Raw genomic sequence first — 11634 nt, forward strand, 5'->3', positions numbered from 1 at the left:
ATAGGGGTTTAAGGGAAGCCCCTTCTCACCCCTCCAGCAGCGCCTTCGCGCGCGCGGCCAACTCGGCCAGCGGGACCTCGACCTGTTCGCCCTTGACCAGATGCTTCAGGGTCGCGGTGCCGCGGGCCTTCTCGTCGGAGCCCATCAGCAGGACGACGGGAATGCCGGCGCGGTCGGCGTATTTCATCTGCTTGGCGATCTTGCCGCCGTCCAGCTGGATTTCCGTGTTGATGCCGGCGGCGCGCAGCTCGCTCGCCATGCGGAAATAGTCCGCGGACAGGGCCGGGTCCATCTGCGTCACCAGCACCTGGGCGGTGGGGGCGGCGTCCTTGATCAGGCCGGCCTCCATCAACTGGTAGAACAGGCGGGTGGCGCCGATGGAGATGCCGACGCCCGGCAGCTTCGACTTGGTGTAGTGGCTGGCGAGATTCTCGTAGCGGCCGCCGGAGCAGACCGAACCGATGCCGGGATGATCGTTCAGGAAGGTCTCATAGACGGTGCCGGTGTAGTAATCGAGCCCGCGCGCGATGGCGAGGTTGATGCGCACCGTCCCCTCCGGCACCTGGAAGGCGTTCAGCCCCTGGATGACGGTGGTCAGTTCGCCGACGCCTTCGCGGAAGGTGGCGTTCTCGATGTCGAGCGCGCCGAGCGCCGCCAGAGTCTCGGCGTTCGTGCCCTTCATGTCGATCAGCGACAGGATGGTGTCGGCGGCATGCTCCGTCACGCCGAGGCCGAGCAGGCTGTCGCGCACCTTGTCGCGGCCGATCTTGTCCAGCTTGTCGATCTCGCGCAGCACCAGCACGCGGGTGTCGGCATCGGCGACGCCAAGGCCGTCGAGCAGGCCCAGCAGGATCTTGCGGTTGTTCACGTTGATGGTGAAGCCGCCGAAGTTCAGCTCGGTGAAGACATGGTGGATGACCGCCGGGATCTCGGCGTCGTAATGGGCGGACAGGCTGTCCTTGCCGATCACGTCGATGTCGCACTGGTAGAATTCGCGGAAGCGCCCGCGCTGCGCCCGCTCGCCGCGGTAGACCCGCTGGATCTGGTAGCGGCGGAAGGGGAAGGCGAGGTCGCGCTCATGCTCCGCCACATAGCGGGCGAGCGGCACGGTCAGGTCGAAGCGCAGCGCCAGTTCCGGCTTGTTGCCCTGCTGGATGGCGCCGGTGGACTGGACGAAATAGACCTGCTTCTCCGTCTCGCCGCCCGACTTGGTCAGCAGCGTGTCCACCGTCTCGAACACCGGGGTTTCGACGGGGACGAAGCCGAACCGCTCGTAACCGCGGCGGATGGTGTCCAGCATGCGCTGGAAGGCCACCTGCTGGCGCGGCAGCAGCTCCATCGTTCCGGGCGGGGTGCGGGGCGTGATCAGGCTCATCGGAGAAGGTCCGCGCTTGGAATAGGAAAAGCGTGCGTTTTCTAGACCCTTTCGCCGGTCCCGTCACCTGCGCCCGGAAACGCGGGGGAAATTTTTCGCGGGGCCGTGAAAATTTTTTGGAAGGGTGTGGAATGAACGGCAGCGGGGCCGCGTTCATCTAAGCACGATCCCGCAACGAGGATCGCTCACCGAAATGGAGAAACCAAATGTCCGGCACCGTCTTTGGGTCGCGTATCCGCTCGTCCGTTTCGACCTATGCGTTCGTCGCCTTGATGGCGACGGCCCCCGTGCTGAGCGCGGGTGCGGCAACGGTCGCGCCGGCCGTTCCGGCCACGCCGGCCCCCGCCGCGACGACCGACTCCACGACGACGACCCCCGCCCCGGCTGCGAAGGCCGAGCAGAAGGCCGTCACCAAGAGCGAGGCCACCAAGACCGAAGCCACCAAGATCGAGGCGCCGAAGGCGGACGCCAGCAAGGCCGACGCGACCAAGGCCGATGCCGGCAAGACCAAGCATGAGCAGGTCGCCGCCACGCCGAAGGCCGAGGTGACCAAGACCCAGGCCGACGCAGTCGCCAAGGAACTGGGCGCCAAGCCGTCCGACCAGCTGTCTGCCCAGCTCGGCAAGTATCACGAGCAGATGCTGGCCGCCCATGCGCTGAAGGACGGCGCCGCCCGCGACAAGGCCGTGGCGGACGCCCGCCAGCAGCTGGCCGGCATCGGCGGCAAGCCGGTGACCGCCGAGCAGGCCGCGAAGATCGACGGCATCCTCGGCCTGAAGACCTCGACGACCATTCAGTAACGAGGTTCGGAGCGCTGCCCCACCCGCCAACGCCGGCCGGCGGGTGGAGCAGCGCTTCCCGGGGACCGCCTCTGTTGAGATGCGGCGGCGATGGCGATAGAACGTCGTCCAAGCTCACCGCCTCCCTCGACACCAGCGCCGGGACCCGATTCATGCCCAACGACCGCCTTGTCATCCGCCGTCCCGACGACTGGCATGTTCACCTGCGCGACGGCGCCATGCTGAAGGCGGTCCTGCCCTTCACCGCACGCCAGTTCGGCCGCGCCATCGTGATGCCGAACCTGAAGCCGCCGGTGGCGACGGCCGCGGATGCGGTGGCCTATCGCGAGCGCATCCTGGCGGCGCTGCCCGACGGCGTCGCCTTCACCCCGCTGATGACCGCCTACCTGACCGACGGCACCGATGCCGTCGATCTGGCGCAAGGCTTCAAGGACGGGGTGTTCGCCGCCGCCAAGCTCTACCCGGCCAACGCCACCACCAACAGCGCCCATGGCGTCACCGACATCGCCCGCATCGCCCCGGTGCTGGAGCGGATGGCGGAAATCGGCATGCCGCTGCTGATCCATGGCGAGGTGACCGACCAGTCGGTCGACATATTCGACCGCGAGGCGGTGTTCATCGACACCATCCTGGCCCCGTTGCTGGAGCGTCATCCGACCCTGCGCGTGGTGCTGGAGCATGTGACGACGGCTGATGCGGTGCAGTTCGTGCGGGCACATGCCGCCAGCGGCCGGATCGGCGCCACCATCACCGCGCACCATCTGCTGATCAACCGCAGCCACATCTTCCAGGGCGGCATTCGTCCGCACCTCTACTGCCTGCCGATCGCCAAGCGCGAGACGCACCGGGTGGCGCTTGTCGAGGCGGCGATTTCCGGCGAGGGTCCCTTCTTCCTGGGCACCGACACCGCCCCGCACACCGTCACCGCCAAGGAGGCCGCCTGCGGCTGCGCCGGCTGCTTCACCGCCGCCAATGCGCTGGAACTCTATGCAGAGGCCTTCGACGAGGCCGGGGCGCTGGACAAGCTGGAGGCCTTCGCCAGCCTGAACGGCCCGCGTTTCTACAACATGCCGGTCAGCGAGGAGCGCGTGGTGCTGGAGCGCCGCCCGTCGGTCGCCCCCGACCTGATCCTGGTCAGCGAGGGCGATGCCGTGCTGCCCTTCCGCAGCGGCGAGACCCTGCGCTGGAACTTCGCCGGCCCGGTCTGAGGCAGGGCTCCGCACCGGTCTTTCCCGCTGATTCAGGCGCGGGGCCGGTCGCGGGCTTCGGCCTGCCGTTCCATCGCCGCCCGCAGCAGGGCGGCGACGCGGAACGGGGCGTGCAGGAACTTTCCATAGGGCAGAGTCGCGAACAGGCCGAGCACGATGCCGAGATGGACCAGCAGCGCCGGTCCCATCGCCGCCGTCTCGCGCAGCACCAGCAGGGCGAATCCGCTGGCCGCCGTCAGGAACAGCAGCACCAGCAGCGCGTAATCGGCGCCGGTCACGCTGGCCGCCACCGGCCCCGGATCGGCCCGGCGCTTCAGCAGGGCGAGCCCGACCGTGCCGGCCAGCATCCCGGCTCCGCCCAGACTGCCCAGCAGGACCGGCAGGCTGAAAAGCGGATAGGGCGCCTGCCTGCCCAGCAGATGGTCGTACAGCGTGGCGACGCCGGTGGCGGCGAAGCAGAGCGCCACTCCGTAGAACAGCGCATGGTGGCAGTGCCGCCGCGCCTGGGACAGCCCGCCGTCCCGGCCGCCATCCCGCACGAAGCAGCCGGCCCCGCCGCCGCCGAGGTTGCGCAGGGTGGCGGCATCGCGCAGCGTCTCCCGCACCGCCGGCAGCAGCGGCACGCCTGAGGGCGCCGGCCCCATGCTGCGCCAGAAGGCGACGACGCTGAAGCCGATGGCCAGCAGCGACCACACCATCACGATCCCGGCCAGTCCGGCCATGATCTCCCACGGCACCACCCGGTAGAAGGCGCCGGGACCGGCATGCCGTCCGAACAGCGCTTCCGGCGGAACCGCCAGGAACGCTGCAAACGAGAGGACCAGAACCGCCAGCAGGGCGGCGAGGATGACCGGCTTGCCCGTGTGGCGCAGCCGTCCCCGCAGGAATGGCGGCCAGGCATGGTCGCGGTAGGAGTCCTGCCGGACCAGGCTGAGGCTCTTCGGCAGGTTGACGGCGAAGGCGTGGGGTGGGGCATACTGGCAGGCGTGGTAGCAGGACCGGCAGTTGTGGCAGAGGTTCGCCAGGAAGACCATGTCGGCCGTCCCCACGTGCCGCCGCGATTTCAGCGCCCGGAACACGGCGCAATAGCCGTTGCAGTATTGGCAGGCGTTGCAGATCTCCAGCGCCCGCCGCGCCTCTGCCGCGATCTGCTCCGGGCGGTCTTCACTGCAGGGCATAGGCCGCGGCCTCCCGCCCGGCGATGCGCCCGAACACCGCGCCGATGGACATGGCGCTCCCCGCCAGATAGCCGCGGCCGAGGATGTTGGGCGCCATGATGACGCCTGCGGCGAAGACACCGTCGATGGCCTCGCCCTCCCCCCGCAGAACCCGCGCCTGCCCGTCGACCCGCACGCCGAGACAGGTGGAGGTGACGCCGGCCCCCATCGGGTAGGCGCCGAAGGGCGGGACCCGGATCGGCGCGGCCAGCCGCGTCTTTGGCGGCTGGATGCCCATGGCGGAGCCGTCGCCGCCGATTGCGGCGTTGAAGCCGGTCACCGTGGCTTTCAGCGCCGCCGGATCGATGCCCAGCTTCACCGCCAGTTCGCCGATGTCGTCCGCGCAGATCGTGGGGAAGATGGACGGGCGGAAGCGCGTCTCGATCTCCGCGTCGAAGATCGAAAAGGCGACGGCGCCCGGACAGCGCGCCACGCGATCCCCCCAGACCGAGAAGCGAGTCGGCCCGGTGTGGGAGCCCTCGTCGGCGAAGCGGCGCCCATCGCGGTCCACCACGATGCCGTGCGCGATTCCGTCCAGCCGGGTGACGATGCCGGCGTCGAAGCCGGGGGAGCGGCTGTCGACCGCGACCATGTGGCAATGGCCGGCGGCACCCACCGGCTGCGCCCCGTCTTCCAGCAATGCCTTCAGCATGGCTCCGGTCGCATGGGGCGTGCCGCGGATCACGAAGCGGTCGGCCGCGTCGCCCCACTGGTCGCGCAGCCAGCCGCGGTCGGCCTGGAAGCCGCCGGAGGCGACGACGACCGCCCGCGCCCGGATCATCCGCATGGCCTTGGGATGGCGGACGGTGACGGAGGGCAGCCCGGCCGTCAAATGAAGCGCGCAGGCCTCGCTGTCGTAATGGATGGTAATGCCCAGCGCTTCGGCGGTGTTGTAGAGCGCATTCACCAGCGCCTTGCCGCCGCCGAGGAAGAAGGCGGTCTTGCGGGAATAGGGCAGGGTGCCGTCGGCACCGCTCTGGAACCGCACGCCGTTTTTGCCCATCCAATCGACGATGCCGGCGGACTCGGCGATCAGCAGGCGCGCCAGCCTCTCGTCGGCTGCGCTATCCGTCACCGCCTCCAGGTCGGACCAGTAATCCGCCGCCGGATAGCCGCCCTGGAGCCAAGGCGTCGGCCCGTCATGCATAACGCGGAAATTGCGGGAATGGCGGGCGTTCCCGCCGCGCAACGCCTTGGGTGCCCCCTCCAGCAGGGTGACGGCTGCGCCGGAGCGGCGGGCGGAAATGGCGGCACAGAGTCCTGCATTCCCGCCCCCGATCACCAGGACGTCGCAGTCGCGCGGAGCAGAGGTCATGAATCGGCCATCGGGAGAAGGCCTGGCCCGGACATGTCCGGAGCGGGCCTATGAAGCCGATGGCTTTAGTCCCGGCGGCTGCCGCCTGGGAAGAGCCGCCGCCTGCGACAGATGGCAGCGGCCGGCAGGGCGATGCCGTCAGAACAGCGTGCCCTGCACCGGCGCCACGCGCGGCTTGGCCTTCTTCTCCGGCTTCGGCTCGGGCTTCGGTTCTGCCTTCACCTCCGGCTTCACCTCCGGCTTCACCTCGGTCTTCCCGTCCGCCTTGGGCGCGCCGCCGTCGATGGTTGCAGCAACTTTGGCGTCATCGGCGAAGACGATGTTGACCGCCAGACCCGGTGTCGCCTGATCTGCACGGGTGACGGGGCGGCCGTCACGATCCTCGACCAGGGCGAAGCCACGGGCCAGCACGCCCTTGTAGCTGTAGCTCTCCAGCAGTTGCCCCAGCGACGCCAGCTTGGCCGCCTTGTCGGCGACGCCCTTGGCATAGCTGCGGTCGAGGCGCGGCGTCAGGTCGGCGACGCGGCGGCTGCCTTCGTCCAGCTTCACCCGCGCCGGGGACAGCGACAGCCGGCCGGCGACGCGCTCGAACCGCCCGCCGGCGGTGGTCAGGGCATGCCGCAAGCCTGAGTCGAGCGCCCGGCTCTCCGACGCCAGCTTTTGCCCGGCCTGGGCCAGCTTCTCGCGCGGGTGGCGCAGCTTGGCGGCCAGTTCGCCGACACGGGTGCGGCGGCGCTCCAGCAAAGCCGCTGCCGCGAGGTTCAGGCGTTCGGCCCGGTCGTCCAACCGCTGGGCATGGCCTTCCAGCAGGGCGCGGGGGTCGCCCAGGCCGCGGGCCAACCCCTCCACCCGGTTGCGCCGGTCCTCCACCGCGCGCGAGGCGCAGGCGAGCAGGCGGCGTTCGTCGTCGAGGATCTGCGCCAGCAGTTCGCCGCGCACCGGCACCGCCATCTCCGCCGCGGCAGTCGGGGTGGGGGCGCGTAGGTCGGACGCGAAGTCGATCAGGGTGGTGTCGGTCTCGTGCCCGACGGCGGAGATCAGCGGGATGGCGCTGGCCGCCGCGGCGCGGACGACATTCTCCTCGTTGAAGGCCATCAGGTCTTCCAGCGAGCCGCCGCCGCGCGCCACGATGATCAGGTCGGGGCGAGGCACCCGGCCACCCGGCTGGATGCGGTTGAAGCCCTCGATGGCCGCCGTCACCTCGGCCGCCGCGCGCTCGCCCTGGACGGCGACCGGCCACAGCAGGACATGGCGGGGGAAGCGGTCGTTCAGCCGGTGCAGGATGTCGCGGATGACCGCCCCGGTGGGGGAGGTGACGACGCCGATTACGTCGGGCAGGAAGGGGATGCGCTTCTTGCGGGCGGGGTCGAACAGCCCCTCCGCCGCCAGCCGGCGCTTGCGCTCCTCCAGCATCTTCAGCAGCGCGCCTTCGCCGGCCAGTTCCATCGACTCGACGATCAGCTGGTATTGCGAGCGGCCGGGGTAGGTCGTCATCCGCCCGGTGACGATGACCTCAAGCCCCTCCTCCGGCCGCACGGCCAGCTTCGCCATGGTGCCGCGCCAGCACACCGCCTCGATCACCGCGGTGTCGTCCTTCAGGCGCATGTAGCAGTGGCCGGAACTGTGCTTCTTCGGCTGGCTGATCTCGCCGCGGACGCGGACGAAGCCGAATTCCTCCTCGATGCTACGCTTCAGCCGGCGCGCGAGGTCGCCGACGGTGAATTCCGGCAGGTTGGAGCCGGGGCGCGGTTCCGGGGCGATCAGGGGCAGGGAGTCGGTGTCGGAGGTCATGGCGCTCTTGAGTTGGGACGCCGCCATGATACAAGGCGCGCAGTTCGCAACAAGGCGGAAGGAGCGCCACCCCATGAAAGTCCTCGTCGTCGGATCGGGCGGTCGTGAGCACGCGCTCTGCTGGGCCATTTCCAACTCGCCGTTGTGCGACGCGCTGTATTGCGCGCCGGGCAATGCCGGCATCGCCGATGTCGCCACCCTGGTGCCCATCGGGTCGGAGGATGTCGACGCGTTGGTGCGCTTCGTCCAGGACAACGCCATCGACTTCGTCGTCGTCGGCCCGGAAGGCCCGCTGGTGCTGGGTCTGGTGGACAGGCTGACGGCGCTGGGCGTCAAGGCCTTCGGGCCGAGTGCGGCGGCGGCGGAGCTTGAGGGTTCCAAGGGCTTCATGAAGGACATCCTGGCGAAATACGGGGTGCCGACCGCCTTCTACGAGCGATTCAAGGACCCGGAAGCCGCCAAGGCCTATGTCCGCAAGCATGGCGCCCCCATCGTGGTGAAGGCCGACGGTCTGGCCGCCGGCAAGGGCGTCACCGTCGCCCGCACCGAGCAGGAAGCCTTTGAGGCCATCGACGACGCCCTGGTCGGCGGCCGCTTCGGCGCCGCCGGTGCCGAGGTGGTGGTGGAGGAGTTCCTGGACGGCGAGGAGGTCAGCTTCTTCGCGCTGTGCGACGGCGAGAACGCGCTGCCGCTGGCCTCCGCCCAGGACCACAAGGCGGTCGGCGACGGCGACACCGGCCCCAACACCGGCGGCATGGGCGCCTATTCCCCGGCCCCGGTGCTGACGCCTGACCTGCAGGACCGCGTGATGCGCGAGATCATCCTGCCGACGGTCAAGGGCATGGCGGCGGAAGGCAAGCCGTTCAAGGGCGTGCTGTTCGCCGGCCTGATGATCATGCGGACGCCGGACGGCCCGGTGCCGAAGACGCTGGAGTTCAACGTCCGCTTCGGCGACCCGGAATGCCAGACGCTGATGATGCGGCTGAAGTCCGACGCGCTGGCGGCGCTGGTGGCGGCGGCCGACGGCGTGCTGGACAGCATCGACCTGCGCTGGCACGACCAGACCGCGCTGTGCGTGGTGATGGCGGCCAACGGCTATCCCGGCGACTACGCCAAGAACACCGAGATTCGCGGGCTGGACAAGGCCGGGGCGGTGGACAAGGTGACGGTATTCCATGCCGGCACCAAGCGGTCCGAGGATGGCCGGGTGCTGTCGGTCGGCGGCCGGGTGCTGGGCGTCACCGCGCTGGCGCCCACGGTGGCGGAGGCGCAGGCCGCGGCCTACAAGGCGGTCGACGCGCTGGACTGGCCGGATGGCTTCTGCCGCCGCGACATCGGCTGGCGGGCGGTGGGGCGTTAAAGTTCAACTTTTCCTGAAGAGGGGGCGCAGTGATGCGCCCCCTTTTTCGTTTCCGTTTCAGGCTTTGCCGCTGTCGTATTTTAAAATTCGAGCGATACCGCCCCATCTCTAAAGCCCTTCTCCCCTTGTGGGGCGGGATCGGCCAAACGCCAACGGCGTTTTGCCGACCCGCGGGTTGGGATGAGGGGTATTTCGCCGAAGGCGGAAGAGGTTTGCATCCCCTCACCCCAACCCCTCTCCCGCAAGGGGAGAGAGGCGTTTTTAGTGAACCACACCCAAATACGATCAGCCGGTGTCAAGCCCGCAGCCGTTCCGACGCGCTGGCGATGTTCTGGGACACCACCTCGATGTCGCGGACGACGCGGGTGACGCTGTGGGCGATCTCCTTGGTCGCCGACTCCTGCTGCGACACGGCGGCGGCGATGGTGGTGGAGATCTGCTGAACATCGGAGACGATCGTGCCGATGCGGCGGATCGCGTCGACCGCGTGCAGCGCCTCCTGCTGGACCGAGGCGATCTGCGCCGCGATGTCGTCGGCGGCGCTGCCGCTCTGCTGGGCCAGCGACTTCACCTCGTTCGCCACGACGGCGAAGCCGCGGCCCGCCTCGCCGGCGCGGGCGGCTTCGATGGTGGCGTTGAGGGCCAGCAGGTTGGTCTGCGAGGCGATGCTGTTGATCAGCTTGGTGATGGCGCCGATGCGCTCGGCCGAAGTGACGAGGGCCTCCACCGCGGCGTTGGTGCGGCTCGCTTCTTCAGATGCCTTCAGCGAGGCGCCGGACGCTTCGTTGGCGCGGGTGCTGATGTCGGAGATGGAGGCCGACAGCTCTTCCGTCGCGGCGGCGACGGTCTGCGCGTTGGCGGTGGCGCGGTCGGCGGCAGTGCCAACCTCGCGGTCCAGCGATTCGGCAAGGGTGGTGACGCTGCGGCGGCGCTCTCCGTCCATCTCCGCCTGCCGCAACTCGGCCTTCTTCTGCCCGTCGATGTCGATCAGCGAGCCGCAGGCGCGCAAGGCCAGGCCGTTGCCGTCGCGGGCGACGCCGCCGATGGCGCGGAACCAGCGATAGCTGCCGTCTTTCAGCTTCAGCCGGTAATCGACGTCGTAGCCGGTGCGGCCGCTGCGGTCGTTCAGGCAGGCCATGAAGGCGTCGAAGGTCCCCTTGGCATCGTCGGGGTGCAGCCGGTCGGCCCAGGAATTGACGCCTTCGGGGAAGCCGATGGTGTCGTCACGGTCGAAACCGGCGAGACGGCGGAACTCCGGCGACCAGTGCCAGCGGCTCTGCGCATGCATCGGATCGCCGTTGTGGAAGATCGCGTCCCACAGACCGACGCCGGCGTGGCGGTCGAGCAGCTTGGCACGCTCCAGCTCCCTGCGCTCCGCATCAATGTCGATCAGCGAGCCGCAGGCGCGCAGGGCCAGACCGCTGCCGTCGCGGGCGACGCCGCCGATGGCGCGGAACCAGCGATAGCTGCCGTCCTTCACCTTCAACCGGTAGTTCACGTCATAGCCGGTGCGGCCGCTGCGGTCGTTCAGGCAGGCCATGAACGCGTCGAAGGTCGGCTTGGCATCATCCGGATGCAGCCGGTCTGCCCAGGAACCGACCTTGTCGGGGAAGCCCGCCTTGTCGTCGCGGTCGAAGCCGACGAGCCGGCGGAACTCCGGCGACCAGTGCCACTGGCTTTGCGCGTGCATCGGATCGCCGTTGTGGATCACCGCGTCCCACAGCCCGACGCCCGCATGGCGGCCCAGCAGGGCCAACTCTTCGGCCGCCTGATTGTCCTGCGGCTTGCGGAACGACAACATTCGTAACTCCTGATGGCTGGAAGCGGTCAGTCCATCATGTGCATATATTCGCTAAACAAACACTTAACAGAATATATCATTTTTACACGAACAGAAGCGGCGGTTGTTAAGCGCCTGGGATTTTCATCCAGGCTTGCCCATTGGTAATTGTGCCTGCATAGACATGGCATTCAGCAATTATATTGCAGCGCTACAGAAACAATATTGTGCGCCCGGTCGGAGTGCCAGCGGACCGATCGTCGCTTGGGGAGGAGTTACCGCCGGTCCCTGAAGAAGTCACGCAGCAGCGCGCCCGCCCGCGTCTCGCCGATGCCGCTGTAGACCTCAGGCGCGTGGTGGCAGGTGGGCTGAGTGAAGAAGCGCGGCCCGTGATCCACCGCGCCGCCCTTCGGATCGTAGGCGCCGTAATAGACCCGCCGGATGCGGGCGAAGCTGATCGCCGCAGCGCACAGCGCGCAGGGCTCCAGCGTCACGTACAGGTCGCAGCCGGGCAGGCGTGGCTGGCCGCGTTGCGCGCAGGCTTCGCGGATCGCCAATAGTTCGGCATGGGCCGACGGGTCGCACAGCTCCTCCGTCCGGTTGCCGGCGCTGGCGAGAACGGCGCCCGTCGCGGGATCGACGACGACGGCGCCGACCGGCACCTCGCCGCGCGCGGCGGCGGCTTCGGCGGCGGCGAAGGCGAGGTCCATATGGCGGGGAGAGGGCATGGCCGGGCAGGGTGCCAACCGCTCGCCGGGCGCGTCAACCGGATTCCGGTGTCCGGGTGC

9 protein-coding genes are annotated in these 11634 nt (G+C 69.0%); 3 read left to right on the forward strand and 6 right to left on the reverse strand.

The genetic code is table 11. The annotated features are described in order from the left end of the window. Window positions 1-25: 25 nt before the first annotated feature. Entirely contained in the window at window positions 26-1375 is a 1350-nt protein-coding gene (hisS, locus tag J2Y49_RS04665; protein WP_310112777.1) for a histidine--tRNA ligase, read from the reverse strand. Between the two features lie 206 nt (window positions 1376-1581). On the opposite strand from hisS, the gene J2Y49_RS04670 reads away from it, so the two are divergent. Together J2Y49_RS04670 and pyrC are read left to right on the forward strand one after the other, a co-directional pair. Then, complete coding sequence (locus tag J2Y49_RS04670) at window positions 1582-2175, forward strand: hypothetical protein (protein ID WP_310112778.1); 594 nt, start codon at window positions 1582-1584, stop codon at window positions 2173-2175. A 152-nt stretch (window positions 2176-2327) separates the two neighbouring features. Then, entirely contained in the window at window positions 2328-3383 is a 1056-nt protein-coding gene (gene pyrC, locus J2Y49_RS04675) for a dihydroorotase (RefSeq protein ID WP_310112779.1), read from the forward strand. A 32-nt stretch (window positions 3384-3415) separates the two neighbouring features. Here pyrC and tcuB read toward each other — a convergent pair whose 3' ends face one another. From tcuB to xseA, 3 genes are all read right to left on the reverse strand, one after another. Further along, window positions 3416-4561 (reverse strand): tricarballylate utilization 4Fe-4S protein TcuB, encoded by a 1146-nt coding sequence (gene tcuB, locus J2Y49_RS04680; RefSeq protein ID WP_310112781.1) that lies wholly within the window; start codon window positions 4559-4561, stop codon window positions 3416-3418. Beyond that, the gene (tcuA, locus tag J2Y49_RS04685; RefSeq protein ID WP_310112783.1) at window positions 4548-5915 is read right to left on the reverse strand and encodes an FAD-dependent tricarballylate dehydrogenase TcuA; all 1368 of its coding nucleotides are present in this window, start codon (window positions 5913-5915) and stop codon (window positions 4548-4550) included. Before tcuA ends, tcuB begins: the two co-directional genes overlap by 14 nt. A 138-nt stretch (window positions 5916-6053) precedes the next feature. Next, window positions 6054-7706 carry an exodeoxyribonuclease VII large subunit gene (gene xseA / locus J2Y49_RS04690; RefSeq protein ID WP_310112785.1) on the reverse strand — a complete coding sequence of 551 codons (1653 nt, stop codon included), beginning with the start codon at window positions 7704-7706 and terminating at the stop codon, window positions 6054-6056. A gap of 73 nt (window positions 7707-7779) precedes the next feature. Here xseA and purD point away from each other — a divergent pair, with 73 nt between their 5' ends. Further along, entirely contained in the window at window positions 7780-9066 is a 1287-nt protein-coding gene (gene purD / locus J2Y49_RS04695; RefSeq protein WP_310112788.1) for a phosphoribosylamine--glycine ligase, read from the forward strand. Window positions 9067-9361: 295 nt separating this feature from the next. On the opposite strand, the gene J2Y49_RS04700 is transcribed toward purD, so the two are convergent. After that, window positions 9362-10867 carry a PAS domain-containing protein gene (locus tag J2Y49_RS04700; protein ID WP_310112790.1) on the reverse strand — a complete coding sequence of 502 codons (1506 nt, stop codon included), beginning with the start codon at window positions 10865-10867 and terminating at the stop codon, window positions 9362-9364. Window positions 10868-11121: 254 nt separating this feature from the next. Further along, complete coding sequence (locus J2Y49_RS04705; protein WP_409017782.1) at window positions 11122-11574, reverse strand: nucleoside deaminase; 453 nt, start codon at window positions 11572-11574, stop codon at window positions 11122-11124. Window positions 11575-11634 lie beyond the last annotated feature (60 nt).

The organism is Azospirillum sp. BE72, from assembly GCF_031455875.1.
Taxonomy (GTDB): Bacteria; Pseudomonadota; Alphaproteobacteria; order Azospirillales; family Azospirillaceae; genus Azospirillum.

Excerpts from the sequence above, each read along its gene's own strand:
- hisS (WP_310112777.1), bottom strand. The coding sequence starts at position 1,375 with ATGAGCCTGATCACGCCCCGCACCCCGCCCGGAACGATGGAGCTGCTG.
- J2Y49_RS04670 (WP_310112778.1), top strand. The coding sequence starts at position 1,582 with ATGTCCGGCACCGTCTTTGGGTCGCGTATCCGCTCGTCCGTTTCGACC.
- pyrC (WP_310112779.1), top strand. The coding sequence starts at position 2,328 with ATGCCCAACGACCGCCTTGTCATCCGCCGTCCCGACGACTGGCATGTT.
- tcuB (WP_310112781.1), bottom strand. The coding sequence starts at position 4,561 with ATGCCCTGCAGTGAAGACCGCCCGGAGCAGATCGCGGCAGAGGCGCGG.
- tcuA (WP_310112783.1), bottom strand. The coding sequence starts at position 5,915 with ATGACCTCTGCTCCGCGCGACTGCGACGTCCTGGTGATCGGGGGCGGG.
- xseA (WP_310112785.1), bottom strand. The coding sequence starts at position 7,706 with ATGACCTCCGACACCGACTCCCTGCCCCTGATCGCCCCGGAACCGCGC.
- purD (WP_310112788.1), top strand. The coding sequence starts at position 7,780 with ATGAAAGTCCTCGTCGTCGGATCGGGCGGTCGTGAGCACGCGCTCTGC.
- J2Y49_RS04700 (WP_310112790.1), bottom strand. The coding sequence starts at position 10,867 with ATGTTGTCGTTCCGCAAGCCGCAGGACAATCAGGCGGCCGAAGAGTTG.
- J2Y49_RS04705 (WP_409017782.1), bottom strand. The coding sequence starts at position 11,574 with ATGCCCTCTCCCCGCCATATGGACCTCGCCTTCGCCGCCGCCGAAGCC.